Annotated in this window: 30 protein-coding genes; 11 read left to right on the top strand and 19 right to left on the bottom strand. The window is 69.4% G+C overall.

All coding sequences use genetic code 11. The features are described 5' to 3' along the window. Positions 1-141 precede the first annotated feature (141 nt). Positions 142-1734 carry a phosphoglycerate dehydrogenase gene (serA, locus tag BM310_RS00165; protein WP_089803732.1) on the top strand — a complete coding sequence of 531 codons (1593 nt, stop codon included), beginning with the start codon at positions 142-144 and terminating at the stop codon, positions 1732-1734. Positions 1735-1785: 51 nt separating this feature from the next. Here the strand turns inward: serA and BM310_RS00170 are convergent, their stop codons facing one another. Together BM310_RS00170 and thrC are read right to left on the bottom strand one after the other, a co-directional pair. Then, positions 1786-2328, bottom strand: coding sequence for a hypothetical protein (locus BM310_RS00170; protein ID WP_089803733.1), 543 nt, complete (start codon positions 2326-2328; stop codon positions 1786-1788). 84 nt (positions 2329-2412) lie between these two features. After that, a complete protein-coding gene (gene thrC / locus BM310_RS00175) occupies positions 2413-3678 on the bottom strand; it encodes a threonine synthase (RefSeq protein ID WP_089803734.1) in 1266 nt (421 codons plus the stop codon). Between the two features lie 100 nt (positions 3679-3778). On the opposite strand from thrC, the gene BM310_RS00180 reads away from it, so the two are divergent. Further along, a complete protein-coding gene (locus BM310_RS00180; protein WP_177232491.1) occupies positions 3779-4966 on the top strand; it encodes an outer membrane protein assembly factor BamB family protein in 1188 nt (395 codons plus the stop codon). Between the two features lie 66 nt (positions 4967-5032). On the opposite strand, the gene BM310_RS00185 is transcribed toward BM310_RS00180, so the two are convergent. From BM310_RS00185 to BM310_RS00195, 3 genes are all read right to left on the bottom strand, one after another. Then, entirely contained in the window at positions 5033-5404 is a 372-nt protein-coding gene (locus BM310_RS00185) for a helix-turn-helix domain-containing protein (RefSeq protein ID WP_089803736.1), read from the bottom strand. A 152-nt stretch (positions 5405-5556) separates the two neighbouring features. Next, a complete protein-coding gene (locus tag BM310_RS00190; protein WP_089803737.1) occupies positions 5557-5796 on the bottom strand; it encodes a hypothetical protein in 240 nt (79 codons plus the stop codon). A 93-nt stretch (positions 5797-5889) separates the two neighbouring features. Beyond that, positions 5890-6552, bottom strand: coding sequence for a DUF7519 family protein (locus BM310_RS00195; protein WP_089803738.1), 663 nt, complete (start codon positions 6550-6552; stop codon positions 5890-5892). Between the two features lie 37 nt (positions 6553-6589). Here BM310_RS00195 and BM310_RS00200 point away from each other — a divergent pair, with 37 nt between their 5' ends. Beyond that, positions 6590-6898, top strand: a complete 309-nt coding sequence (locus BM310_RS00200; protein ID WP_089803739.1) for a hypothetical protein — start codon at positions 6590-6592, stop codon at positions 6896-6898. Between the two features lie 45 nt (positions 6899-6943). On the opposite strand, the gene BM310_RS00205 is transcribed toward BM310_RS00200, so the two are convergent. Together BM310_RS00205 and BM310_RS00210 are read right to left on the bottom strand one after the other, a co-directional pair. Continuing rightward, positions 6944-7630 carry a DUF5828 family protein gene (locus tag BM310_RS00205; protein ID WP_089803740.1) on the bottom strand — a complete coding sequence of 229 codons (687 nt, stop codon included), beginning with the start codon at positions 7628-7630 and terminating at the stop codon, positions 6944-6946. Between the two features lie 91 nt (positions 7631-7721). Then, positions 7722-7937 (bottom strand): hypothetical protein, encoded by a 216-nt coding sequence (locus BM310_RS00210; protein WP_089803741.1) that lies wholly within the window; start codon positions 7935-7937, stop codon positions 7722-7724. Positions 7938-8032: 95 nt separating this feature from the next. Between BM310_RS00210 and BM310_RS00215 the strand changes: the two genes are divergently transcribed. Both BM310_RS00215 and BM310_RS00220 read left to right on the top strand, forming a co-directional pair. Beyond that, positions 8033-8419, top strand: a complete 387-nt coding sequence (locus BM310_RS00215; protein ID WP_089803742.1) for a cupin domain-containing protein — start codon at positions 8033-8035, stop codon at positions 8417-8419. Then, the gene (locus BM310_RS00220) at positions 8416-9054 is read left to right on the top strand and encodes a hypothetical protein (RefSeq protein WP_089803743.1); all 639 of its coding nucleotides are present in this window, start codon (positions 8416-8418) and stop codon (positions 9052-9054) included. Before BM310_RS00215 ends, BM310_RS00220 begins: the two co-directional genes overlap by 4 nt. A gap of 129 nt (positions 9055-9183) precedes the next feature. Here BM310_RS00220 and BM310_RS00225 read toward each other — a convergent pair whose 3' ends face one another. From BM310_RS00225 to BM310_RS00235, 3 genes are all read right to left on the bottom strand, one after another. Next, positions 9184-10995: a carbon starvation CstA family protein gene (locus BM310_RS00225; RefSeq protein WP_089803744.1), complete on the bottom strand. Its 1812-nt coding sequence runs from the start codon at positions 10993-10995 to the stop codon at positions 9184-9186. 251 nt (positions 10996-11246) lie between these two features. Then, entirely contained in the window at positions 11247-12215 is a 969-nt protein-coding gene (locus BM310_RS00230) for an ArsA family ATPase (protein ID WP_089803745.1), read from the bottom strand. 2 nt (positions 12216-12217) lie between these two features. Further along, positions 12218-12514, bottom strand: a complete 297-nt coding sequence (locus BM310_RS00235) for a hypothetical protein (protein ID WP_089803746.1) — start codon at positions 12512-12514, stop codon at positions 12218-12220. 257 nt (positions 12515-12771) lie between these two features. Between BM310_RS00235 and BM310_RS00240 the strand changes: the two genes are divergently transcribed. The 3 genes from BM310_RS00240 (at position 12772) to BM310_RS00250 (ending at position 16111) form a co-directional block, all read left to right on the top strand. Beyond that, positions 12772-14373, top strand: coding sequence for a lamin tail domain-containing protein (locus BM310_RS00240; protein WP_089803747.1), 1602 nt, complete (start codon positions 12772-12774; stop codon positions 14371-14373). After that, entirely contained in the window at positions 14370-14684 is a 315-nt protein-coding gene (locus BM310_RS00245) for a DUF3006 family protein (RefSeq protein ID WP_089803748.1), read from the top strand. The genes BM310_RS00240 and BM310_RS00245 overlap by 4 nt, the downstream gene beginning before the upstream one ends. A gap of 80 nt (positions 14685-14764) precedes the next feature. Then, positions 14765-16111 (top strand): GTP-binding protein, encoded by a 1347-nt coding sequence (locus tag BM310_RS00250; RefSeq protein WP_449271702.1) that lies wholly within the window; start codon positions 14765-14767, stop codon positions 16109-16111. Positions 16112-16148: 37 nt separating this feature from the next. On the opposite strand, the gene BM310_RS00255 is transcribed toward BM310_RS00250, so the two are convergent. The 5 genes from BM310_RS00255 to BM310_RS00270 all read right to left on the bottom strand — a co-directional run bounded on the left by BM310_RS00255 (position 16149) and on the right by BM310_RS00270 (position 17765). Beyond that, positions 16149-16367 (bottom strand): zinc-ribbon domain-containing protein, encoded by a 219-nt coding sequence (locus BM310_RS00255; RefSeq protein WP_089803750.1) that lies wholly within the window; start codon positions 16365-16367, stop codon positions 16149-16151. Between the two features lie 130 nt (positions 16368-16497). Then, positions 16498-16905: an SRPBCC family protein gene (locus BM310_RS00260; RefSeq protein ID WP_089803751.1), complete on the bottom strand. Its 408-nt coding sequence runs from the start codon at positions 16903-16905 to the stop codon at positions 16498-16500. A gap of 85 nt (positions 16906-16990) precedes the next feature. Then, positions 16991-17206, bottom strand: coding sequence for a hypothetical protein (locus BM310_RS00265; RefSeq protein ID WP_089803752.1), 216 nt, complete (start codon positions 17204-17206; stop codon positions 16991-16993). Between the two features lie 3 nt (positions 17207-17209). Then, entirely contained in the window at positions 17210-17347 is a 138-nt protein-coding gene (locus BM310_RS21120; RefSeq protein ID WP_177232492.1) for a hypothetical protein, read from the bottom strand. A gap of 103 nt (positions 17348-17450) precedes the next feature. Beyond that, complete coding sequence (locus BM310_RS00270) at positions 17451-17765, bottom strand: hypothetical protein (protein ID WP_089803753.1); 315 nt, start codon at positions 17763-17765, stop codon at positions 17451-17453. 58 nt (positions 17766-17823) lie between these two features. Between BM310_RS00270 and BM310_RS00275 the strand changes: the two genes are divergently transcribed. The 3 genes from BM310_RS00275 to BM310_RS00285 all read left to right on the top strand — a co-directional run bounded on the left by BM310_RS00275 (position 17824) and on the right by BM310_RS00285 (position 19186). Further along, positions 17824-18012 carry a hypothetical protein gene (locus BM310_RS00275; RefSeq protein ID WP_089806894.1) on the top strand — a complete coding sequence of 63 codons (189 nt, stop codon included), beginning with the start codon at positions 17824-17826 and terminating at the stop codon, positions 18010-18012. Between the two features lie 143 nt (positions 18013-18155). Further along, entirely contained in the window at positions 18156-18836 is a 681-nt protein-coding gene (upp, locus tag BM310_RS00280) for a uracil phosphoribosyltransferase (RefSeq protein WP_089803754.1), read from the top strand. Positions 18837-18982: 146 nt separating this feature from the next. Then, a complete protein-coding gene (locus BM310_RS00285; protein ID WP_089803755.1) occupies positions 18983-19186 on the top strand; it encodes a DUF7569 family protein in 204 nt (67 codons plus the stop codon). A gap of 9 nt (positions 19187-19195) precedes the next feature. On the opposite strand, the gene BM310_RS00290 is transcribed toward BM310_RS00285, so the two are convergent. The 4 genes from BM310_RS00290 to BM310_RS00305 form a co-directional block, all read right to left on the bottom strand. After that, positions 19196-19579 (bottom strand): hypothetical protein, encoded by a 384-nt coding sequence (locus BM310_RS00290; RefSeq protein ID WP_089803756.1) that lies wholly within the window; start codon positions 19577-19579, stop codon positions 19196-19198. A 346-nt stretch (positions 19580-19925) separates the two neighbouring features. Continuing rightward, positions 19926-22022 carry a S9 family peptidase gene (locus BM310_RS00295; RefSeq protein WP_089803757.1) on the bottom strand — a complete coding sequence of 699 codons (2097 nt, stop codon included), beginning with the start codon at positions 22020-22022 and terminating at the stop codon, positions 19926-19928. Between the two features lie 66 nt (positions 22023-22088). Beyond that, on the bottom strand, positions 22089-23222 hold the full coding sequence (locus BM310_RS00300; protein WP_089803758.1) for an NAD(P)/FAD-dependent oxidoreductase: 1134 nt from the start codon (positions 23220-23222) through the stop codon (positions 22089-22091). Between the two features lie 67 nt (positions 23223-23289). Beyond that, positions 23290-23910 carry an IMPACT family protein gene (locus BM310_RS00305; RefSeq protein ID WP_089803759.1) on the bottom strand — a complete coding sequence of 207 codons (621 nt, stop codon included), beginning with the start codon at positions 23908-23910 and terminating at the stop codon, positions 23290-23292. Positions 23911-23966: the final 56 nt, after the last annotated feature.

Genomic DNA, 23966 nt, shown 5'->3' on the forward strand with positions numbered 1-23966 from the left:
CCGCAGGGTTTGAAACCAACCCATCCAGTCGGACTCCGAACCGGCCCCGACGAGCGACCGGAGTGACGAACGTGAGCAGTTCACACAGCTAAAACCGCCGTCGAAGAAACCCTTAACCGCGGACATACGGTGGTTACGCGCATGAAGGTACTCGTCACAGACCCCATCGACGATGCGGGTCTGGAACGCCTTCGTGAAGCGGGTCACGAAGTCGAGACTGCCTACGACGTAGCGGGCGATGCACTGTTGGACGCGGTGGCCGACGCGAACGCACTCGTGGTCCGCTCCGGTACCGAGGTGACCGACGAGGTGTTCGAGGCCGCACCCGACCTCGTCATCGTCGGACGCGCCGGCATCGGCGTCGACAACATCGACATCGACGCCGCCACCGACCACGGTGTCATCGTCGCGAACGCGCCGGAGGGGAACGTCCGCGCCGCCGCCGAACACACGGTGGCGATGGCGTTCGCCGCCGCGCGGTCCATCCCGCAGGCGCACGCCCGACTCAAGACCGGCGAGTGGGCCAAGGGCGACTACCTCGGCACGGAACTGAACGCAAAGACGCTGGGCATCGTCGGCCTCGGCCGCGTCGGGCAGGAGGTGGCCAAGCGACTCGACGGCATCGGCATGGACCTCGTGGCCTACGACCCCTACATCAGCGAGGAACGCGCCGACCGCCTCGGCGCGGAACTCGTCGAGTTCGAGGCGTGTCTCGAACGCGCTGACTTCCTGACGGTCCACACGCCGTTGACGCCCGAGACGAAGGACCTCATCTCGACCGAGGAGTTGGAACTGATGGGCGGCGGCTACCTCGTCAACTGCGCCCGCGGCGGCGTCGTGGACGAAGCGGCCCTCGCCGCGGCCGTCGAGAACGGGACGCTCGACGGGGCGGCCATCGACGTGTTCGCGGACGAACCGGTCTCGCCGGACAACCCGCTGTTGACCGTCGACGAAGTCGTCGTCACGCCGCACCTCGGCGCGTCCACCGAGGCGGCACAGGAGAACGTCGCCACCTCAATCGCCGACCAGATAGACGCCGCGTTCCACGGCGAACCCGTGATGAACGCGCTGAACGCGCCGTCGGTCGACAAGAGCGCGTTCCCGCGCATCCGCCCCTACATCGACCTGGCGGAGACGGCGGGCAAGATAGCCGCGCAACTGCTCGACGGCCGCATCTCCAAGGTCGAAGTCTCCTACGAGGGCGACATCGCCGAGGAGGAGGTGGAACTCGTCACCGCCTCCGCGCTGAAGGGCGTCTTCGAACCGCTGGAGTGGCAGGTGAACGCGGTCAACGCGCCGAGCATCGCCGAGGAACGCGGCATCGACGTCACGGAGTCGAAGTCCCGACAGGCGGAGGACTTCCAGAGCCTCGTCACCGTCACCGTCGGCAACGACGAGAACTCGCTGTCCATCTGCGGCACCCTGTTCGCCGGGGACGACCCGCGCATCGTCCGCATCGACGGCTACCGCGTCGACGCCATCCCGCACGGCCAGATGCTCGTCGCCCGCAACTACGACAAGCCCGGCGTCATCGGCTTCATCGGCACCGTCCTCGGCGACAACGACGTCAACATCGCGGGGATGTTCAACGCTCGTCGCCACGAGGAGGGCGGCGAGGCAATCACCGTCTACAACCTCGACGACCCCGTCCCGGACGCGGTCAGAGAGAAACTGCTGGCGGACGAACGCATCACCGACGTGAAGTACCTCACGCTGAACGGCACGGACGAGTAGCGAACGGAGCGAGAACGAAGGACCGCTTTCGACTCGGTCGGACCGACGCCGTCAGAGACCCGACTGCCGCACCCACGCCTTGTAGCGCCGTCTGAGGCGCGTCCACTGCTCGTCGACCGTCTCGGCTAGCCGCCGGAAGACGGGCGTCGTGGATTCGGACGAGGCGCGCGACGCGGGCGGCGCCCGCGCGAGTTCTTCCGGCGACGGCGCTTCCGGTGACGGCGCTTCCGGCGACTGCGCTTCCGCCGACGCGGCGGCGTCCGGCGACGCGGCACCGTCCGCGTCGATGAGTCGCTCGTAGCGGTCGATGACGTCCTGTCGCTGGTCGCGCGTCTCCCGGAGCGTGCGGCGGAGTTCCTCGTTCTCGCGGCGTAACCGCGTCACTTCCTCTCTGAGTGACGACACGTTCCCGTGTCCGTCGGTCCGAGCGCTCAGTTCGTCTGTCCGAGCGCTCGGGTCACCGGTTCGCGCGTTCTGTTCGGCGTCTCCCGACGCGTCGCGGGGTTCGGTTCGCGACTCCTCGCGAACCGGGAACGTCCGCGACCCGTTCGACCCACCGCTCACCGTCCCGGTCGGCATCGTTGGCGAGGGCATGTCCGGGAGGAAGGACCGCGGCGGCAAGAAGTTACGTCAGACCGGCGTCATTCACAGTTCAGAAGGCGTGAGAGTCGAGTTTTCTTACTCTGCGCCGATGTGCTCCAGCACCTGTTCCGTCGAGTTCGGCACGGGTTCGGGTTCGCCGCCCGCCTCGAACGCCGCGTCGGGGTCCTTCAGGAGGTGCCCGGTGGTGAGACAGACCACGTCCTCGTCGGCGGCGACGACGCCATCACCGCGGAGTTTGCGGAGGCCGGCGACGGAGGCGGCGGAGGCGGGTTCGACGCCGATGCCCTCGCGCGCTAAGTCGCGTTGCGCCTCGGTTATCTCCTCGTCCGAGACGGCGACGGCCGTCCCGCCCGTCTCGCGGATGCCCGGGAGGGCTTTCGGGGCGTTGACCGGGTTGCCGATGCGGATGGCCGTCGCCCGCGTCTCCACCTCCTCCCAGCGCTTCGTGTCTGCCCACCCGTGCTCGATGGCCTCGACCATCGGAGCCGCGCCCTCGGCCTGCACGCCGGTGAGTTTCGGCACCTGTTCGGGGTCGAGCGACCCCGACTGGACGAGTTCGCGGAACGCCTTGTAGAGCGCCGAGGTGTTGCCCGCGTTGCCGACCGGCAGGACGATTCGGTCGGGGAAGCGGCCGTAGTCGTCGCGGAACTCCTCCAGAATCTCCAGCCCGATGGTCTTCTGTCCCTCCAGTCGGAACGGGTTGAGCGAGTTCAGGAGGTAGACCTCGCCGCGTTCGGCGAGGTCCTGCACGATGTCGAGACAGGAGTCGAAGTTGCCGTCGACTTCGAGGATGCGCGCGTCGTGGAGGGCGGCCTGTGCGATCTTCCCGGCGGCGACTTTGCCGGAGGGGAGCAGCACCAACGTCTCCATGCCGCCGCGGGCGCCGTAGGCGGCGAGGGCGGCGGAGGTGTTGCCGGTGGAGGCGCAGGCGAGGCGGCCCACGCCCAGTTCCTGCGCCACGCGGACGCCGACGGTCATGCCGCGGTCTTTGAAACTGCCCGTCGGGTTCATGCCCTCGTGCTTGATGCGGAGGGTGTCGACGCCGATGTCCTCGCGGAGGCGGGGCGCCTCGTGGAGGGGCGTGTCGCCCTCGGGGAGACTCACGCCCTCCTCGAACGGGAGCGCCGCCCGGTAGCGCCAGACGCCGCGGCCCTGCCCTTCGAAGTCGTCCAGCGTCGGCGGGTCCGCGTAGCGCACTTCCAACAGGTGGCCGTGGTCGCTCGTGTACCGAATCTCGTCGAACGGAGCGTACGCGTCGCCCGTCTCGATACACTCCAGCCACACGCCGTCGTCCGCGACGTCCGGGACGTCCGGCGCGGGAGCGGTGAGTTCGAGGCTCATTGTCCGAAGCGAGACGTTCGGCGGGCAAAAGGGGGACGGTTCGGGCGCGTACTGCCGTCGGAACGAAAGCGACATGTCGGTCCACCGCGAGTTTCCGCCGATGCCCTCCATCTCGCGACGCGGCGTGCTCGCCGGACTGACCGCGGCGGCGACGACCGGTCTGGCGGGCTGTCTCGGCGACGACGGCGCCTTCCCCGACGGCGACTGGCCGATGCCGGGACGGACGCCGCAGAACGCGAGCGCCCTGCCGGAGACGACGCTGCCGAACGCGGTGACGGAGGCGTGGGCGGCGCCCGTCGGGTCGTACTGGCAGAGCGCACCCGTCGTCTACGACGGCGACGTGGCGGTGGCGACCGGGTCGGAACTCGCCACGTTCGACGCGGACAGCGGCGACGAACGGATGACCCGGCCGCTGGACGCTGAGGTGTGCGCGAACCCGGCGTACGACGCCGCGACGGAGACGCTCGTCGTCCCGACGTACGACCACGGAACCGACGGCGACGGCGGGTCCGTCTCCGCGCACGACGCGGCGTCCGGCGAGGAGCGCTGGTCGCTCGACGCGGGCGACGCTCGCCCGTACAGCGTCCGAATCGCCGACGGCGTGGCCTACGTCCGCACCTCGACGGCGTGTCTCGCGGTGGCGACGGGCGACGGCGCCGTCCGGTGGCGGCGCGACGACTTCGAACCCGTCGCCTACGAGCAGTACAACGCCGGCGAGGACCTGAGCGCCAGCGTCGCACCGACCGTCGCGGGCGACACGGTGTACGTGACGGACGCCAACCGCGTTCGAGCGCTCGCCCGTGAGGACGGCCGGGAGCGCTGGCGGCTGTCGGCGCCGTTCGTCCTGTCCGCGCCCGCGTTCGACGACGACAGACTGTACGTCAGCGAGTACGCGGGCGACACCGCGGCGTTCGACGCCGACGGCGAGGAGGTGTGGCGCGCGCCCGTCAGCGGCGTGGCCGCCCCCTCGGCGGGGCCCGAGACGGTGTACGCGGTGGACGGCGAAATCGTCGCGCTGGACGCCGAGACGGGCGAGGAGCGGTGGCGGTGGGACCTGCGGGCCAGCACCGTGGACGCGACGCCGGTGGCGACGGCCGACGGCGTCCTCGCCGTCGGCAACCGGTCGGCGGCCCTGCGCGACCGGCGCCGGTTCGGCGGGTCGGGGAGTCGCGTCCGGTGGTCGCTGCCCGACCAGGTGTCGTACTTCGTCTCGCCGGCCGTCGGCGCCGGGCACCTGTTCGTCCTCGACCCGTTCCGGTCGCGACTCGTCGCGTACGAGTCGGCGTGAGGAGAGCGGCGGGACGGGTCGGAGACGGGAGCGACCCGCCGACGGCGACGGTGGCGGTGACGGCGGCTACTCGCCGCCGTAGTCGTCGATGCTGTCGTGGACCCGTTCGGCCCACTCGTCGAGTGCCTCGTGGAGCATCTCCTTGGCCTCCGGAAGCGGCGTGCCCGTGTACTGGTAGACGTAGCCGCCGGGGTCCAGCAGTCGGCGCTCCCGTCCGGCGAGTCCCTTCTCCATCAGCGTCGTCAGGGAGCGGTTGACGTTGCTCCGGTCCCTGTCGAGGATGTCCGCGAGTTCGGCCACGGTGCTGCCGGGGTTGTCGAGGAGGGTGAGGTACGTCCGACTCTCGTGTTCCTGCACCCCGAAGACGCACGCGAGTACGTGCTGGAAACTGGGGTCGTCCGTCTCGATGAGGTCCCCCATGTCTGGCGCGTCGCTCATACGTCGTATAGTCCGCCCGGCCGATTAAAAGGACCCGCCACCGGTAACGGGCGCGCCGACGCCGTGACGCGCGACGATGGACGCGTCGAATGCGGTAGATTCGACGAACGCGGCGGCCGCCCGAGTCGCGACGTCGACGGCTGTCGTTCGGTTCACTCGTCGCGGGCGTACCCCATCTTCAGGATGCAGTCGCGCATCCCCTCCTCGTCGGGGTGTTTGTGCAGCGTCGTCGGCGTGTCGCAGTAGAACGTCGTCCCGTCGTGGCGGAGCGACACCTCGTGGACCCCGCCCAGCATCTCGGCCTCCACGATGACGCGTCGGCCCTCGCGGAGCGCGTCGAGTATCTCGTCGGCCGTCAACTCGCCGGACTTCGCACGAAGTGGCTCGGGCATCGGCCGTACCGAGGGGCGTCTCGATATTTATAGTACCGTTCGCTCGCGCGGCGAACGGGAAGCCGGGGGCGAAAGCGGAGACGACGCGCCCGGTCAGTCGCGGACCGTCGCCACCGCGAGAGCGAGGAACGCCACGAGGGCGAGGAGCAACGCGAGTCGCGCGCGGCCCGCGGGGACCGAGAGCGGTCCGAGGACGTACAGCGAGAGCGACGCGAGGGCGACGGCTCCGGCGACGACGGCGACGCTCCCGGCGGCGTGGACCGCCTCGCCGCGGCGCGTCTCCGCGTCGGTGCCGAGCGTCGCGCCCACGTCCACGGCGTTCTCCCCCACGTCCCAGACGAGGAGGGCGGCCCCGACAGTCGCCACCGTGACGACCGGCGCGGCGTCGGCGACGGCCGCCAGCAACGCCGCGAGGAACAGCAGACCGCTCCCGAGGGCGAACCCGCCCGCGGCGGGCGGGACGACCCCGCGTTCGACGAGGGTGGCGACGACGGCGACGACGGAGAGGACGACGAACAGCGTCCCCGCCGCGACGCCGAGGAGCGTCGCGCCGACGCCGTAGCCAGTCGCGAACGCCCACAGTACGGTCCCCTCGGAGAACAGGCCGGTGGCGGCCGAGGCGACGGGCGGAATCAGGCTCGCGACGAAGACGAGCGACCCGACGAGGAGGCCGCCCGCCGCGGACGACAGCGTCTCCGGCGGGTCCGACCCCAGCCAGAACAGGACGAGCGAGTGGGCCGCCTCGGCGACGAACACCGCGAGCAGGAGCGCCGCGAGGAGGCCGAGCGGCCCGGTGACGACGCCGGAGCGGAGGAGGAACGCGACGCCGTCGCCGAGCGTCGAGAGCGAGGCGAGGAAGGCGTCGAAGGTCGCCCGCCCCCAGTCGGAACCGGCGAGGGCGGCGGTGCCGGCGACGAGGAGCCAGACGCTCCGGGGCCTCTGTTTCCTGCCGCCCGGGTTCGGAACCGACGGCGGCGACGACGGCGACGCACACGGCCGCGACGCGGACGGTAGTGCGGCCGTCGCCGCGCGGACGCATCCCTCGGTCGCGGAGCGACTGTCGAACCTGCGCGCGGTGGCGGCGTCGCTGGAAGGACGGTAAAGTGAAGAGGAAAAGAGAGCGGGGAGCGAACGCGGCCGGTCGCGGTCAGTTCGTCGTGTAGTTCGACTCCGTCTTGGACTCGGGGGGTTCGACGCCCTCGGCCGCCTCGGCCGTCGTCGTCTCCTTCTCGATGTCCACGTGCCAGCGGTCCACCTCGTCGTCGTACTCGCCGAGGCGACTGCTGACGTGCGACTTCAACTCGTCGTCGTTGACGTTCACCTCGAAGATGAACGTCACGTCGCCCTCACCGCGCGTGGACTTCTGGATGTTCGCGCTGATGAGTTCGTTGTCGAAGTAGTACGGGGCGAGTTGGGTCATCACCTTCCGGTAGACGGTGTCTTCGACCTTCCGCAGGGCCTTTCGGCCGGCGGAGTCGGCCGCGCGGGCGACGTAGCCGATGGACTCGCTCCAGCGTTCGACGGCGCCGTCGCTGTCGCCCTCGTCCACCTTCTGGTACGACTCGGACAGTTTCTCGCCGGCGGTCTGGAGGTCCTCGTTCGGGTCCTTCCCCGCCTTCTCGCCCTGTCCTTCGCCGACGCTGGCCTGCGCGGCCGTCTTCTCGTTGACGTCCTCGTTCAGCCGTTCGTGCGCCTTGGGGCGCCACTCGTCCCACTCCTCGAAGGCGTCGCTGTCCACGCCCGCCTCGCGGAGGGCACGCGTGATACGTTCGCCGTGCTCGACGACGTCACCCCACGACCCCCGCGTTTTGAAGCCGGAAACGCTCTCTTCCATCTCGATGGCAGGTCTAAGTCCGGAGGGCTATAAAACTCTACTTGCGTGTTGGTTCTCTGTCACACGTCGACGGGCGACACGAGACGCGTCGTCACCGACGGCCGTAGACCAACCGGGTGGCGGCGCCGTCGAGGCGCGAGACCAGTCGGGACGCCCACGCGGCGGGCGAGGTGGTCCGCAACTCGCGGTCGGACAGTTCGATTCGGTCCCCGTCGAACGGGTTCGACCCCTCGCTGCCGTCGTCTGCGGCGTCCACGACGGTGGACATCGCACACCGGCCGCAGGACTCGGTCTTCTTCCCGGACATGAGTGCTGTTCACGTGCGGTTGGGTGGCTCGCGGCTAAAGTGTTGGGACGGCGTCGCACCGAGGCGCTTTTTTAGCCGTACTCGCTTGACCCGGTATGGGATATCGTGTCGTGGACTGCGACGAGGTGGAGACGGTCGAGGACCGACCCTGCGAGATGCGACGGCTGTCGGCGGCGGCGGGGTTGGAGCACGTCGCCATCAACCGCTTCCGCGCGGCCCCCGGCGAGCAGGTGCCGCTGGCGTACCACTACCACGAGGAGCAGGAGGAGGCGTTCTACGTCCTCTCCGGCACGCTGTTCGTCGAGACGCCCGCGGAGACGTACGAGGTGCCGGCGGGGGACCTGTTCGCCGTCGACCCGAACAGCCCGCAGCGAGCGTACAACCCCGCGGACGCGACCGAGCCGGTGGAACTGCTCGCCGTCGGCGCACCCGCCGTCTCCGGCGACGCGGTGGCGTACGACCCGGAGGACGCGGCGGAATGAGCGAGGCGGCCGACGACGCCTTCGACCCGAAGGCCGCCGCCGAGGAGGCGGGCATCGACCTCTCGGACGTGCCCGACTGGGAGGACGAGTACCTCGACAGGGTGTCGGATCGACTGCTGTTCAACTACGACCTCGAACGCGGGCGGACGGTCGAGGGCGAGCGGTTCGACCTGTTCGGCGAGATGCGTATCGAGTCGGAGAAGCACTTCTTCCACCCGGCGCTGAACTACGCCAACCACGAGAGCCACGAGTTCCTGTTCGCCCGGCGCGTCGCCCACACCTCCGTCGGCGAACTGGAGCGACTGGTCGAACTCGCCCACGAACTGGCCGACGGCGACGACTGGTTCGTCGCCGACGAGGAACACTACGGCACGGACTTCACGTTCGTCGTCGTCGCCGACGAGATAGCCGACGACGTGCGGTCGTTCGTCGCCGACTTCTCCGACCGCAACCTCATCAAGTTCGGCTACTACGGCCACTACGAGGTGAACCTCGCCGTCGTCGCCCCCGACGAGGAAGACAGCGTCGCGAGCGACGGCGCGGACGTGGCGCAGGCGTTCACCCTCTGGGACGACGTGACCACGCCGAACCGCCGCGGCGTCGTCGCCCGCGTGCTGGACCGTCTGCGGCGCTGAACGACTTCTGAATCCGCCGTCGAAGAGCGATTTCCGAAGCGACGGTCTGAGCCGTCGCTGGCGAACGGCGAAAGAGAGAGGAGGAGGGCTCGGGCGGCGGGTCTCGTCTGCCGTCGCGTCGGCGACGGCTCAGTCGTCGCCCGGCGAGAAGCCGCCTTCGCTGGGGTTCTCGCGGACGCGCTGGATGTTCCGATAGCCCATCACGACCAGCGACAGCGCCAGGTAGATGAGCACGAACGCGATGAGTATCTGGACGACCGCCGACACCATCGCGAACGTCGTCGCCTCGGCCATCCACGCGCTGTCGAGGAACTTCGCGTAGATGTTGTCGTGGATGGCGAGCCACAGCAGGCCGATGACGGTGATGGTCACCATGACGACCATCGGGCCGCCGGTGCTGACGAGCTGCTTGGACTCGCTCCAGTTGGCCAGCCACACCGTCGCGGTGAGCAGCGCGAGCGCGGCGAGCAGCTGGTTCGCGCCGCCGAACAGTTGCCACAGCGTCAGCCACGACCCGCTCGTGATGAGGACGTACGCCGGGACGGCCTGCACGACGGCGTTCCCGTAGCGGTCCGCGGCGAACGACTCGACGGAGGACTCGGGCGTGCCGATTATCTCCTCCATCATGTACCGACCGAGGCGGACGGCCGTGTCCGTCGAGGTGAGGAGGAAGCTCACGAGGACGAGCGCCATGAACGGCCCCCCGAACGAGGTGGGGATACCGAAGCTCGTCAGGATGATGCCGCCGCCCGTCGCGAACGTCGGCAGTGCGAGTCCGATGCCGCCGCCGACTTCGGGCGCGACGAGCGCGACGCTGATGAGCGCGACGGTGGCGAGGAGGCCCTCGCCGAGCATCCCGCCGTACCCGATGAGGCGCGCGTCGGACTCCTGATTGAGCTGCTTCGAAGTCGTCCCCGAAGAGACGAGCGAGTGGAAGCCGCTGATGGTCCCGCAGGCGATGGTGATGAAGAGCAGCGGGAACAGCGGCGCGCCGGAGCGGCCGATGAAGCCGTAGAACGGTTCGAGGTTGGTCACGAGCGGCTGGCTCGACGTTCCGAGGACGGTCCCGACGATGATGGCGAGCAGCGCCCCGCCGACGCCGGTGTACAGCAGGAACGACGAGAGGTAGTCGCGCGGTTGCAGGAGCACCCACACCGGAAGCGCGCTCGCGAGCGCACCGTAGAGGAGGATGATGGGCACCCACGCCGCGGTGTTCGCGCCGAGCGACCCGGCGGCCGGAATCCACGACCCGCTCCCGCTGAACAGGACGAACGTCGACGCGGGAGCGCGCGACGCCGGTTCGAACAGCGCGAGGGGGTACTGCGTCCCCACCCAGACGCCGACGAACATCGCGGTGACGAACGCCACCGTCCCCGGGATGAACGGGAGGTTCAGCTGGTACAGGTACGCCCCGAGCAGCACGGCCAGCCCGATGTATATCAGGCTCGCCGTGGCCGCCTCGGGGTAGGCGTTGAACACGATGGCGACCACGAGCGCGAACACCGCCACGACGAGGATGATGGTCAGGAACGCGAACCACAACAGCATGTTCTTGCCGCGTTCGCCGACGTACTCGCCGATGATGTAGCCGATAGACTTCCCCTCGTGTCGGAGGCTGGCCGACAGCGAGACGAAGTCGTGGACGCTTCCCATCAGCGGGTTGCCGATGGCGATCCACGCCAAGGCGGGGACCCATCCCCAGACGACCCCCGCGGTTATCGGCCCCACGATGGGCGCTCCGCCCGCGATACTCGAATAGTGATGCCCGAGGAGTACCGGCTTCTTCGCCGGGACGTACTCCTGTCCGTCTTCGTACTTGTGGGCCGGTGTCGCACGACTGTCGTCGAGTTCGACGAACTGCGCGAGATATCTCGAATAGCCGAGATACCCCACCGAGAACAGCGCTAGCACCGCCGCCACGAGCCAGATGACTTGTACCATGGTGTCGAGCCTCATTCTTGCTCATGGAAAACCGTGACTTAATGCTAACGATTGTTACGTTCGAAACCGCTCGGAGAGTCGCCTCTACCGCGAGAATTCGGCAAAATACGCTCGTTCTCGCCGGCCGGTTTGTGGGAGGTCGTCCACCAACTTCGCTGAATTGTTCCGATTGTCCGAATTTCGCCGGAATAAAAGTCACGAGTCGTGCGGAGTCCCCCCAACGACGCCCGACGTGACCGCTTTTCGGGCAGTCAGGTTCGAGGTTCGACGGCGACGTCGATGTCGAGTTCGTCGGCCACCTCCGCCAGGAAGTCGCCCTTCACCTCCGAGACGCGGGTGACGACTTCGGCGACGACCGGATAGTCGAACGTCTCGTGGAGTTCCCGGAGGCGTTCGCGTTCGGTCTCGACTCTGTCTCGGAGGAAGCGCGCGCCGCGGCCCTCCTCGTGCGGTTCGGGTTCCGGGGTGAGGCGGTTGACCGCGAGGCCGCGAATCGTCAGGCCGTACTCCTCCAAGTCTTCGACGGCGCGGCGCGTCTCCCGGATGGAGAGTTCGTCGGGGTTGACGACGAGGAAGAAGGCGGCGTCCTCCCGGAGCGTCTTCCCGGCGAACTCGAACCGCTCCTTCCGGGTTCGGAGTCGGTCGAGGATGGGGTCGCCCTCCATCACGCGCCGGGGTTCGTTGTTGCCGATGGCCGCCTTCTCGTACAGGTCGATGGACTTCTCGCGCTTGTAGACGAGTCGGTCTATCCAGCCCTCCAGCAGTTCCGGAAGCGAGAGGAGGCGGAGGGTGCCGCCCGTCGGCGACGTGTCGAAGACGACCCGGTCGAACTCCTCGGCGGACCGCATCACCTCGATGAAGCGGTCCATCAGGGCCGCCTCGTACGCCCCCGGCGTCTGGTGGGCCATCTCTATCTGCCGGTCTATCTCGTTGACCATCGCGGGACTCACCTGGTCGCCCATCGCCCGCTTGGTCTCCATCAGGTGCCGTTCCACCTCGGTGTCCGGGTCCACCTCCATCCCGTAGAGGTTCTCCTCGCCCTCGACCGCCCGCGGGTCGTCGTCGAACTGCTGGTCGAACACGTCCGAGGTGCTGTGTGCGGGGTCCGTGGAGACGACGAGCGTTCGGAGGCCCTCGCGGGCGCACTTCAGCGCGTACGCCGACGACATGGTGGTCTTGCCGACGCCGCCCTTACCGCCGAAGAAGACGAACTTGCGCATCGTCAGAAGTGGTACTGGTGCCCCTTGCGTTCGAGAAGCGACCCGCGGTCCCACATCCGCCGTTCCCACGCCTCGAACTCGTCTTCGAGGTACGGCAGGAGTTCGGCGGTGTAGTAGGAGACGGGACTCGGGATGCCGAACGCCTCGGGGAAACACGCCAGCATGAACGCGTCCTCCTGGTCTTCGGCCTCCTGCTCTATCTTCTCGTACGCCGGGTGCGAGATGAGTCCGTGGTAGAACCCGCGAAGCCACTCCGCGACGGCCTCCCGGTACTCGGCGATTCGGTCCGCAAGTGTCATTGATTCACGTACCCCCTCGGCCGCGGAAAAGGGTATCGCTCACGGACGAACGCGCGGGTTCCGGGTCGTCCGCGCCGAAGACTGCCGGTCGTCTCGACGGCCTGGCAGTTCGGCGCGGAAGGGCCGGGCGCGACACACGGCCGGCGTTCGGGCGAGAGGCGGTCCGCGTTCCGGCCAACTACGCCGACTGTCGCGTCTGAACGAAGTTCACGGACGCCGCGACCGCCACTTTTGTCGTCGGGCCGTCACGTCTGCGCATGAGTTATCAGCGGTCGCTCGCGGTGGTCGCCGTCGTACTCCTCCTCGTCGTCGCCGGGTGCGCCGGCGCCCCCGGTGCGGCGACGGACGGGACGGGAGCGACGGCGCAGACGGACGCGCCGCAGGCGTCTCCGACGCCCGTTCGAGACACCGACTCGTCGACGCTGCGGACCGGGGCGGCGCGGAACGGGACCGCGGCGAACCTCACCGGGGCGACGAACGGGACGCTCGAAGTGCACTTCGTCCACGTCGGGCAGTCGTCGAGTACGCTGCTCGTCGCGCCGAACGGCGAGACGCTCCTCGTCGACACCGGCGACTGGCGCGACGACGGCCGCCACGTCCTCCAGTACCTGCGGGCGAACGACGTCACCCGCATCGACCACCTCGTCACCTCGCACGCGGACGCCGACCACGTGGGCGGGCACGCCGCCGTCGTCGAGTACTTCGAGACGGAGGCGGACGGCGTCGGCGCGGTGTACGACTCCGGCATCGTCTCGTCGTCCGAGACGTACGGCCGGTACCTCGACGCCGTCGAGGCGCACGACGTGCCGCTCTACCGGACGGGCGCGAACGACACGATTCCGTTCGGCGGCGTCGAGACGCGGGTGTTAGCGCCGCCGGCGGAACCGCTGGCAGACGGCCAGCGGAACGAGAACAGCGTCGTCCTCGCCGTCGAACACGGCGGGCACGAGTTCCTGTTCCCCGGCGACGGCGAGAACGAAGCCGAGTCGTACCTCGTCGGGCGTTACGGCGCGGCGCTCGATTCGACGGCGCTGGCTGCCGGCCACCACGGGAGTCGGTCGAGTTCGAGCGAAGCGTTCCTCGACGCGACGGCGCCCCGCGTCGTCGTCGTCTCCAGCGCGTACGACTCGCAGTACGGCCACCCGCACGACGAGACGCTCCGGCGACTCGCGAACCGGTCGGTTCCGACGTACTGGACGGGGACGCACGGCGACGTCGTCCTCCGGAGCGACGGCCGCAACCTGAGCGTCTGGACGCAGCGAAACGCGACGACGAACGCGACGCGACTCCGCTCCGCGCCGCCGGTCGAACCCGAGGCGAACGGGTCGGTGTCGTACCGCCGGTACTTCGTCGCCGCGAACGACAGCGAGGCGAACGAGTCGGTCGTCGGGACGCCGCAGACGGTGACGGCGATGCCGACGCCGACGCCGGAACAGACCGCGACGCCGACTGCGACGCCGGTGCCGACTGCGGCGGTCACTTCGACGCCCGCGTCGCCCTCCACCGTGACGGATGCGCCCACAGCGGGGACGCTGTCGCTCGTCGAGGTGCACGCGGACGCGTCGGGCGACGAGTGGGACAACCTGAACGACGAGTACCTCGTCTTCACGAACGCGGGCGACGCCGCACTCGACCTCTCGGGGTGGACGGTGCGCGACGAGGCGGACCACACCTACCGGTTCCCGGACGGCGTCACGCTCGACCCGGGCGCGTCGGTGACGCTCCACACCGGGACCGGGACGGATAGCGCGACCGACCGCTACTGGGGGTCGGGCGCGCCCGTCTGGAACAACGGCGGCGACACCGTCGTCGTGACCGACGACGAGGGGACGGTCGTCCTCAGGGAGACGTACTCGTGAGCGACCGAACCTACGGCGCCGTCCTCGACCGGTTCGAGGACGAGCGCGCGGTGCTGCTGCTCGAAGCGGACGGTACGACGACGGACGAACTCGTCGTCCCGACGGCGTTGCTCCCTCCCGAGGGTCGGCACCAGGACGCGCGGTTCACCGTCTCGGTTCGCGGGAGCGACCGGACCGAAATCGCGTACGAACCGGCGGAGACGCGTCGGCGGCGCGAGTCGGCCCAGCGCCGGTTCGACCGGCTCTCGGAACCGCTCTCGTCGGACGACGGCGGCGGTGCGGGCGGCCGAGACGGCGACGAGGACGACTGACCCCGTGTAGCGGCCGTCGCGTTCCGCGTCGGCGAGTCCGTGCGTTGATATACCGTGACGAACCAATCGCGGTTATGGGTCTGGGCACGACGGACGCGACGCCGGTGACGGTTCTCAGCGGCAGTCTCGGCGCGGGGAAGACGACGCTCCTGAACCACATCCTCCGGAACGCCGGCGACAGGGACATCGCCGTCCTCGTCAACGACATGGGCGAGTTGAACGTCGACGCCGAACTCGTCAGCGAGGAGTCGGAACTCTCCGTCGCCGACGGCACCGTCGCGGAACTGTCGAACGGGTGCATCTGCTGTGAACTCCGCGACGACCTCGAAACCGCGGTGGTCCGCCTCGCCCGCGAACGCGACTTCGACCACCTCGTCGTCGAACCCTCCGGCATCAGCGAACCCGCCCCGGTGGCCCGCCTGTTCACGGGCGGGTCGCCGGCGGCCGCGCAGTACGACGTGGACGCCGTCGTCGCCGTCGTGGACGCGCGCCTGTTCGCCGACACGTTCGACGGCGACGGCGCCCCCGAGAAGACGGTCGCCGAGGGCGGCGAAGGGGAACGGCGACCCCTCTCGGACCTCCTGGTCGAACAGGTGGAGTTCGCGGACGTCGTCGTCCTCAACAAGTGTGACCTCGTGACCGAGGCCGAACGCGCGCGGGTGGAGTCAGTCGTTCGCGCCCTCCGGCCGGACGCCGACGTCGTCGCCGCCGAGTACGGCGAGGTGCCGATAGACCGCCTCCTCGGCGTCGGCCTGTTCGACCCGCAGACCGCCGCCGAACGCGCCGGCTGGAAGCGGGTGCTGGACGCCGAGGAATCGGCGGACGACGCCGACGGTGGGCACGGTCACGAGGCCGAGGACCGTGAATACGAGGGGCACGACCACGAACACGGCGAACACGGCGGACACGCCGACCACGACCACCAGCACTCCCACCCCGAGGAGGAGTACGGCATCAACTCGTTCGTCTACCGCCGGCGGCGGCCGTTCCACCCCGGCAGAGTCGCCGCCGTCCTCGCGGACCTGCCCGACGCCGTCGTCCGTGCGAAGGGGTCGATGTGGGTCGCCGGCCGCGAGGACGCACACCTCACCTACAGTCAGGCCGGCCCGTCGGCGTACGCCGAGGTCACCGGCCGGTGGGTGGCGAGTCTCCCCGAGTTCGAACAGGACGCCTACCGGCGGAACCGCTCGGACCTCGGGTTCCGGTGGGACGAGGAGTGGGGCGACAGGCGGACCGGACTGGTGTTCATCGGCCGAGACGTGGACGAGGAGTCGCTGACGGCCGCCTTGGACGACGCGCTACTCACCGACGCGGAGATGGCCGCCGAGTGGGCGGCGTTCGAGAACCCGTTCCCCGAGGAACCCGGCGACCGGACGACGCTGGCGGAACCGACGCCGACGCCGGACTCGGGGCCCGTCCGGCGGTAGGGCACGTCGGGACGCATCGCGGCGCGTCGGAAACCCGTCAGCAGGCGCACCCGGTGGACCCGGGCGAACGTTCGAGGTCCATCTCGTCGCCGCAGTCGGGACACGCGGGAGCGTCGTCGCCGGCGTCCCGCGCGGGAACCCGTTCCGCGCAGTCGTGACACCAGTACGACCCCTGCACCTCACTCGTGCCGGTTCCGCGGTCCGGCGACTGCGTCGACGCCGCGAGCACGTCCTTGAGCGTGCCAATGATACTCATAGTCGTTCGTGATACTGTAGGGAGATAGTCGCCACCCGGTCGTGCGTCCACCGCGGACGACCGAAGCGAGGGAGCGACGCGTCGGCCGCGCGCCGCGACTCGGACACCGGTCGAAATCGGCGGTCGGACGTCAGACGTCGGCCGCGAGGGCGTCGAGGGCGCGTTCCAACTCGCCGCGGCGTTTCCACGCGGCGACGCGGTCGGTCAGGGAGGCAAGCGGCAAGCCGAGACTGACGGCCGACCGCGCGGTGACGGTGACGCCGCCGTCGGCGGGTTCGACGGTCACCGTCGTCTCCATCGCGTCGAACGGACCCGCCTCGCCCGCCTGTTCGTAGCGGAGTCCGTCCTCGCGCGTCCGGAAGCGGAGGGCGAACTCCACGCCGCGCGCGCCGACGACGACGACAGTCTCCGCACCCTCGTCGTGGACCTCGCGCACGTCGAAACTCCCCTCGTAGGTGACCATCGCCTCGGGCGTGAGTCGCCGGAGGACGGTCGGCTTCGACCGCGGGACGAACTGCGACGCCGTCACCTCGTGCATACACCGTCTGCCGTGACCGCCCGTGTATAGCTGACGACTCCGCCCGGCGTCGTGGGTGGGTCGAGAGCGAGCGTCGACGGCGCAGTTACCGAACGTCCGTGAGCGAGACGGCCGCCGACCGGTCCACCGTCAGCCACTCCGTCGCCATCCGGTGGTCTGCCGGCGAGAAGACAGTCAACTCGCGGGGGTTCGACGGGTCGCCGTACAGACACGCCAGTTCGAACTCCGGGGCGTCCTCCGGGCCGGCGTCGTTCGGCCCGGCGTCGTCGTTCGGTGCGGGGTCGGACGGGTCGGACGACATCCGTCAGGCCGCCCGCTTCGCGCAGTTCGCGCACCGCTTCCGCCGCGTCGAGACGTACTCCCCGCACTCCAGACAGCGGAACCGACTGCGTACGTACTCCGTGTGCGATTCGATACTCGTTCTTCCACCAGTTTCGGACATATACCATTCATACGCACATCTACTAATAGATTTTTTGGACGCTGAATAGCCTTTTATCGTTATTCGTGATGAGACAGGCACATCTATCGGTGTTCCCGTGCGGTCAGACCAACGGCAGCAAGAGGAGGAGGAACAGGGCGAACAGGAGCAGTCCGCCGTACCACAGTCGGCGGAACCGGGCGTCCACCGGGCGTTCGCCGCGGAGGGAGGGGTCGATCGTCCAGACGAAGCGATAGTAGGCTGCGACGCAGACGCCGGCGGCGACGAGGATGGAGAGCGGGACGCCGACGGCGAAGTCGACGCCGAGGGCGTCCAGATACAGCGGGCCGAACGAGATGCACAGGAGGACCCCCAAGCCCGCGACGACCACGAACGGGACGGGGTCGACTAGGTCGCCGCGTCGGTTGCGGGGTCGCATACGGGTTCGTACGCCCGAATTACAAAGAATCTAAGTGCGGGAGGTCGAAGCGTCGTGTATGGGAACTAGCCCCACGTCCCGCGGCGACCCGCGCGTGTTGTTCGCGATGAACCTCGTCCTCTCGTCGCTGTTCGCGGCCGTCGTCGTGTGGGGGCTGGACTTCATCGGGCTGTTGGAGTTGACGTTCGTGAACGTCGCGTCGTTAGCGCTCGTCCTGATGGCTGTCACGTACCTCGTGACGCGATGACGACGCGGTAACGACGCGGAGGGGTGCAGCGACCGAACGACAGTGGGACCGAGGCAGACTGCTTCGCGTGAACCTCCCGCACGAGTTTTCTCCGGCGGATTCATCGGCATTTATGTCGGTGGACGGCCCGCGTTTCGAACAACATGCCCATCGAAGACCGAGACGACGCGTACCTCATCACGCACGCGCTGGCGAAAGACACCCTCCTCAGACTCCGGGACGTCGAGACCGAACAGGTGGCGTTCCGGAAGGGGCTGGTGAAACTCGGCCGTATCTGCGGGTACGAGATAATAGACGGCGTGATGGAGACGGAGTACGTCACCGTCCAGACGCCGCTGACCGAGACCACCGGCGAGCGCGTGAAGGGGCTCGACGACGTGGTCATCATCAACGTCCTGCGGGCGGCGACGCCGTTCGTGGAGGGGCTGCTGAAGGCGTTCCCGCGGGCGAAGCAGGGCGTCATCAGCGCCGGGCGCGACGAGGAGGCCGGGATGGACGAGGACGGCGAGTTCCCCATCACCATCGACTACGTGAAACTGCCCGAGATAACCGAGAAGGACACCGTCATCGTCGCCGACCCGATGCTGGCGACGGGGAGCACGATGTGCGCCGTCCTCGACCACGTGCTGGAGAGCACCGCGGCCGACCCGACGGACCTGTTCGTCCTCTCGGCCGTCTCCGCGCCGGACGGCCTGCTCCGCGTCGGCGAGCAGTTCCCCGACGCCGACCTGCTCACCGTCGCCATCGACGACTACCTCGACGACGACGGCTACATCGTCCCCGGACTCGGCGACGCGGGCGACCGGGCGTTCCGCACGAAGTAGCGGCCCGTCACCTGCCCCCGCCCCCGGTTCTCACCTCACTCTCTCCGCTACCGCCCCTCCCGTCGCTCGGCCCCACCGCTCGTTCTCCGGTCCGACGCGTCGGTGGGGAACAACGACTATAGCGGCGGCCGATAGAGGTGGGACCGATGAGCGACACCGACCCATGTGACGCGTGCGGAGAGCAGGTGACGGACGCCCTCGCGCGCACGGTCAGAGTCTCCGTGGACCGCTCGGAAGTCGACAGCCAGCGACTCTGTCCGAACTGCTTCGCCGGATGGATCGAGCGCTACCGGACCGAGATGGCCTCCGGAGGGACGGGCGACGACGAGTCGGGCATCATCGTCGACTAGTTCGGACCGTCAGTCGTCGCCGGGGAGCGGTCGGAGGAGACCGTACCAGCACCGGTAGCAGACGGTGCCTACGCCTCGTCCGAGCCAGAAGCCGTCGCCGAACGCCGCCGGGTCCGCTGACCGGCGGCGGAGCGCCCGTTCGACCCCGATTTCGCAGAGGCCGAGGAGGAAGCCGCGACGGCGACGCGTCCGAATCCGCCAAGCGTCGCGGTCGTACAGCGAGAGGTGGACGACCTGACTCAGCGTGCCGGCCGCGAGGCCGGACAGAGCGTAGTCCCGGAGTTCGTCGCCCTCGTCGTGACGGCGCAGGACTCGTCTGAGCCACAGCGAGAAACCGAGCGTCGCCACGGCGACGGCCAGTTCGAGGCGGGCGCGAGTGCGTCGGGAGACCATGCGACCCGATACGGGGGATTCGCTCGTCAGTGTTGCGACGCGGGAGGCGGCGCGCCCGTCTCGCCTCACCTCAGAACCCCCTCGCTTCGGGTCGAACCTCGCCGCAGTCGGGCGGTCTCGTTTCGAACCGAACGAGTCGAAACGGACCACCGTCCCCGCTCCATGCGAAACGTACCCGTACCTACCCGAACCGTCCGAACCCATCCGAACCGAGTCGTACGCGGGCCCGTTCGGTCTGAACCCCTTCGCTTCGCCTCGAAAACGAGTGACTACGGTTCGGTGCCGTGTCCGAAACGGGGGTGCGAAACGGCCCCCCGGAGCGGTCGGGAACGGTATATAGGGGTGGTTACCGGCCGGCGGCGTCCGCGTCGGCGTCGTCGCCACCGCTCTCACCGTCGTCTCCACCGTCCTCGGCCGCCGAGAGGCCGTCGTCGCCGCGTTCGAGCGCTCTCGGTACGTCGTGATGGTCGGAGTAGCCGTCGAACCACCGGACGGTGCGTTCGAGGCGGTCCACGACGTGTCCGGGTTCGCCCGAACGCGACAGTTCGTGGCCCTCGCGCGGGTAGCGCACCAGGCGCGTCTCGACGCCGTTCTTCTTCATGAACAGGTAGAACATCTCGCCGTTGTTGACGGGGACGCGGAAGTCGTCGTCAGCGTGCATCACCAGCGTCGGCGTCGTCACGTCGTCGGCGTAGGCGACGGGCGACTGCTCCCAGAGGAACTCGGGCTCCTCCCACGGCGTCGTGTCGTAGTCGCCCTCGACGAGTTTGAACGCGTCCGTCGACCCGTAGAACGACGCGAGGTCGAACACGCCGCGTTGGGCGACGGCGCCGTCGAAGAAGTCGGTGTGGCCGACGATCCAACCGGTCATGTACCCGCCGAACGACCCGCCCGTGACGAACGCGTTCTCCTCGTCCACGTAGTCGCGTTCTGCGACCAGTTCGACGCCGTTCATCACGTCCGTCATCGTCACGTCGCCCCAGTCGGACTCGATGGCCATGCTGAACGCCTCGCCGTAGCCCGTGGACCCGCGCGGGTTCGACCAGAAGACGACGTAGCCGCGGGCCGCCAGCAGTTGGAACTCGTGCCACATCGTCCCCGACGCGGACCACATCGCGTGCGGGCCGCCGTGAATCTCGACCGCGAGGGGGTACGTCTCGTCCTCGCTGAAGTCCGGCGGCGTCAGCACCCAGCCCTGCACCTCGTCGCCGTCGGACTCGAACCACAGTTCCTCGGGTTCCTGCACGTCCACGTCGGCGAGGTAGTCGGCGTTCACCTCGGTCAGGCGCGTCTCCTCGCCGTCGGCGAACGCGAACACGTCGCCGCGGTGGTCCCACTCGCTCTTCGCGAGTGCGAGGACGGGCGCGTCGCCGTCCCCGCCGACCGAGAACCCGGTGGCGTGGCCCTCGTCGGCGAGGAGTTCGGGGTCTGTCGAGGCATCTGCGGCCACGCGACGGGCGACGTAGTGACCCTCGTCGGGCGTGAGGAAGTAGACGTGCTCCTCCGACGGCCCCCACGCGAACCCGGCCGAGAGGTCGACGGTCCGGTCGAGGTTCTCCGTTGGGACGACCGTCTCGTCTCTCTCGGGGTCGTACACTTCGAGGTCCGTGCTCCGCATCGACAGGCGTTCTTCCGGCGTGCGGCCGTAGGCGACGCGGCCGTCCGAGGCCACGTCCATCACGAGTCCCCAGCAGGTCGTCCGCGTCACGTCGGTCAGGTCGCCGGTGGCGAGGTCCACCGACTGGATGTCGATGACGACGCTGTCGTCGGGTTCGACGTCGCCCTGCGGGTACTTCACGCCGACGTAGAGCGTGTCGTCGTCGCGCCACGCGGGCGCCACGTGGTCGAGTTCGCCGTCGGTGACGCGTTCGACGCGGCCGTCGTCGGCCTCGCCGTCGACGTGGGCGAGGTAGACGTGGTCGACCGTGCCGTCGCGGTAGCGTTCGTGCTGGCGGTACACCAGTCGGTCGACGACCCGCGGGTCGGGCGTCTCGCGTTCGTACTCCTCGTCCGGGAGGGCGACGTCGACGCCCGCCTCGCGTTCCGCCTCGGTCGTCGCCTGCTGGAAGGCGATGCGGGTGCCGTCGGGACTCCACTCGATGCCGGAGACGCCGCCGGGAACGTCGGTCACCCGTTCGGCCTCGCCGCCCGCCATCGGGAGGACCCACAACTGCGGTCGGTCGTCGTCCGCGCCGCGGGTGGAGACGAAGGCGAGTCGGTCGCCGGACGGACTCCACCGGGGCGCGGAGTCGACGCCCTCGCTGATGGTGAGTCGGCGCGGGTCGGCGCCGCCGTCGGTCGGGACGACGTACACCGTCTGTTCGTACGATTTCTCGTCCGTCGGCACCTTGCGGACGAACGCGACGCGCGTCCCGTCGGGAGAGACCTGCGGGTCCTCGACCTGCACGATGTCGTGGTAGTCCGTCGCGGAGACCGGATTCATGCCCCGGCTTTCGACACGTCCGGTGAAAGTGTTACGCCCACCGGCGGAGACGGCCGCGAGGTCGCCTCAGAACCGGCCGACGCCGAACCGCTCGCACTCGGACGCACCGTCACCGCGCACCGCGTCGGCGACCAGTTTCCCGCTGTACGGACCCAACTGCAGGCCGGTCGGGCCGTGTCCCGTGCAGAGGTACGCGCCCGAGACGCCCGGAACCGGCCCGAGGACGGGCAGACCGTCGGGGGTCAGCGGCCGCAGACCGACGCGTTCCTCGCGCACCGCGGCGTCGGCGAGGCCGGGCGCGACGCGGACCACCTCTTCGAACACCTCCAGGAGTCCCTCGACGGTGGTCTGCGGGGCGTAGCCCGCGCCGGTCTCTCGGGTCGCGCCGGCGACGACGCGCCCGTCGTCCCACGGCACCAGGTACTGCTCGCGGAACGCGCTGACGATGGGCCAGTCCTCGGTGTCGGCGGCGACGTCGAGGTGGACTATCTGCCCGCGTTGCGGTTCCACCGGCACCTCGACACCGAGTTGCGACGCGAACGTCTTCGACCACGCGCCGCCGGCGACGACGACGTTCGCGGCGTCGATTCGCTGGCCGGATTCGAGTACGACGCCGCGGACGGTGTCGGCGGCGACGGAGAGCCGTTCCACGCTCGCCTCGCGCGTCCGGAGTCCGTGCGTCCGCCCCGCCCGCCGGAGTGCCCCCTCGAACTCGCGGCCGTCGACGCGCGCGGCGTCGTCGGAGCGGAACGCCCGTTTCGGCTCCGCCAGCGGCGGAAACGCCGCCTTCGCCGCCGCTGGGTCGAGTTCGTGAACCGTCCCCGGTTCGGGCGTCCCGAGTCGCGCCTGTCGGTCCCGGACGCGTTCCAGTGCCGCCTCGTAGGCGTCGACTTCGGCGTCGTTCAGGGCGGCGGTCAAGAGGTCACATTGCGTGTAGCCGTGCGGGCCGTCCTGCTCCCGTTCGAGGGCCGCGACCAACTCCTCGTAGTAGTCGACGGCCTCGACGGCGAACTCGACCCACGTCTCGTCGTCCCGGCTGGTCGTTCCCGGCGAGAGGATACCCGCGCCGGCGTCGGTGGCGCGGCCCTCGTCGCGGCGGTCCGCGAGAAGCGTCTCGACGCCCGCACGTGCGAGGTGGTAGGCCACGGACGACCCGACGATGCCGCCGCCGACCACGACTGCCTCGTATCGGTCGGTCATGGTGCTGGGCACGGCGGCCCGCGGCGTGATACTGTCGGTGCCGGCGGTGCGGGTGGGCGAGTCGGAGTCACTCGATGTCGGCCCGACCGCTGGTCGCACTTCGAATCCGGTCGCGCAGGTCCGCGGCGTCCTCGACGGACGCGCGCACCGCGAACGACACGTCCGCCTCGTAGTCGGCGTCGAACTCGACGCCCGCGCTCTCCAACAGGCCGCGCACGGACCCCGAGTCGTCGTAGGCGACGGTGACGGCGAACGTCTCGTGCGGCACCTCCTCGACGGTGCCGGCGTCGGCGACGGCGTCCTTCACGCCGCGGGAGTACGCGCGCGCGAGGCCGCCGACGCCGAGGTTGGTGCCGCCGTAGTAGCGCGTGACGACGGCGACGACGTTCCTGATGTCCTGTTGCACGAGGACGTTCAGCGCGGGCTTGCCCGACGACCCGGAGGGTTCGCCGTCGTCCGAGGAGTACTCGCGGAGCATGGTGCTCCCGCCGGACGATTCGCCCCCGGCCGGGACGCGGTAGGCGGGGACGTTGTGCGTCGCGTCGGGGTGTCGCGCCTCTATCTGCTCGACGAACGCCTCCGCCTCCGCGACGGTGTTCGCGCGGTCCACGTAGCCGACGAACTCCGAGCCGCGGACCTCGAAACTGGCCTCGCCGGGGCCGGCGACGGTGCGGTAGGCGTCGGTCATGGACGAAGTTGGCGCGGGTTCGGTCAAAAGGGTTCGGTCGCGGCCGGGTCGGGTCG

The organism is Halogeometricum rufum (assembly GCF_900112175.1).
Lineage (GTDB): Archaea > Halobacteriota > Halobacteria > Halobacteriales > Haloferacaceae > Halogeometricum > Halogeometricum rufum.

Coding starts and splice junctions, on each gene's coding strand:
- serA (WP_089803732.1), top strand. CDS start 142: ATGAAGGTACTCGTCACAGACCCCATCGACGATGCGGGTCTGGAACGC.
- BM310_RS00170 (WP_089803733.1), bottom strand. CDS start 2,328: ATGCCCTCGCCAACGATGCCGACCGGGACGGTGAGCGGTGGGTCGAAC.
- thrC (WP_089803734.1), bottom strand. CDS start 3,678: ATGAGCCTCGAACTCACCGCTCCCGCGCCGGACGTCCCGGACGTCGCG.
- BM310_RS00180 (WP_177232491.1), top strand. CDS start 3,779: ATGCCCTCCATCTCGCGACGCGGCGTGCTCGCCGGACTGACCGCGGCG.
- BM310_RS00185 (WP_089803736.1), bottom strand. CDS start 5,404: ATGAGCGACGCGCCAGACATGGGGGACCTCATCGAGACGGACGACCCC.
- BM310_RS00190 (WP_089803737.1), bottom strand. CDS start 5,796: ATGCCCGAGCCACTTCGTGCGAAGTCCGGCGAGTTGACGGCCGACGAG.
- BM310_RS00205 (WP_089803740.1), bottom strand. CDS start 7,630: ATGGAAGAGAGCGTTTCCGGCTTCAAAACGCGGGGGTCGTGGGGTGAC.
- BM310_RS00210 (WP_089803741.1), bottom strand. CDS start 7,937: ATGTCCGGGAAGAAGACCGAGTCCTGCGGCCGGTGTGCGATGTCCACC.
- BM310_RS00215 (WP_089803742.1), top strand. CDS start 8,033: ATGGGATATCGTGTCGTGGACTGCGACGAGGTGGAGACGGTCGAGGAC.
- BM310_RS00220 (WP_089803743.1), top strand. CDS start 8,416: ATGAGCGAGGCGGCCGACGACGCCTTCGACCCGAAGGCCGCCGCCGAG.
- BM310_RS00225 (WP_089803744.1), bottom strand. CDS start 10,995: ATGGTACAAGTCATCTGGCTCGTGGCGGCGGTGCTAGCGCTGTTCTCG.
- BM310_RS00230 (WP_089803745.1), bottom strand. CDS start 12,215: ATGCGCAAGTTCGTCTTCTTCGGCGGTAAGGGCGGCGTCGGCAAGACC.
- BM310_RS00235 (WP_089803746.1), bottom strand. CDS start 12,514: ATGACACTTGCGGACCGAATCGCCGAGTACCGGGAGGCCGTCGCGGAG.
- BM310_RS00240 (WP_089803747.1), top strand. CDS start 12,772: ATGAGTTATCAGCGGTCGCTCGCGGTGGTCGCCGTCGTACTCCTCCTC.
- BM310_RS00255 (WP_089803750.1), bottom strand. CDS start 16,367: ATGAGTATCATTGGCACGCTCAAGGACGTGCTCGCGGCGTCGACGCAG.
- BM310_RS00260 (WP_089803751.1), bottom strand. CDS start 16,905: ATGCACGAGGTGACGGCGTCGCAGTTCGTCCCGCGGTCGAAGCCGACC.
- BM310_RS00265 (WP_089803752.1), bottom strand. CDS start 17,206: ATGTCGTCCGACCCGTCCGACCCCGCACCGAACGACGACGCCGGGCCG.
- BM310_RS21120 (WP_177232492.1), bottom strand. CDS start 17,347: ATGTCCGAAACTGGTGGAAGAACGAGTATCGAATCGCACACGGAGTAC.
- BM310_RS00270 (WP_089803753.1), bottom strand. CDS start 17,765: ATGCGACCCCGCAACCGACGCGGCGACCTAGTCGACCCCGTCCCGTTC.
- BM310_RS00275 (WP_089806894.1), top strand. CDS start 17,824: ATGGGAACTAGCCCCACGTCCCGCGGCGACCCGCGCGTGTTGTTCGCG.
- upp (WP_089803754.1), top strand. CDS start 18,156: ATGCCCATCGAAGACCGAGACGACGCGTACCTCATCACGCACGCGCTG.
- BM310_RS00285 (WP_089803755.1), top strand. CDS start 18,983: ATGAGCGACACCGACCCATGTGACGCGTGCGGAGAGCAGGTGACGGAC.
- BM310_RS00290 (WP_089803756.1), bottom strand. CDS start 19,579: ATGGTCTCCCGACGCACTCGCGCCCGCCTCGAACTGGCCGTCGCCGTG.
- BM310_RS00295 (WP_089803757.1), bottom strand. CDS start 22,022: ATGAATCCGGTCTCCGCGACGGACTACCACGACATCGTGCAGGTCGAG.
- BM310_RS00300 (WP_089803758.1), bottom strand. CDS start 23,222: ATGACCGACCGATACGAGGCAGTCGTGGTCGGCGGCGGCATCGTCGGG.
- BM310_RS00305 (WP_089803759.1), bottom strand. CDS start 23,910: ATGACCGACGCCTACCGCACCGTCGCCGGCCCCGGCGAGGCCAGTTTC.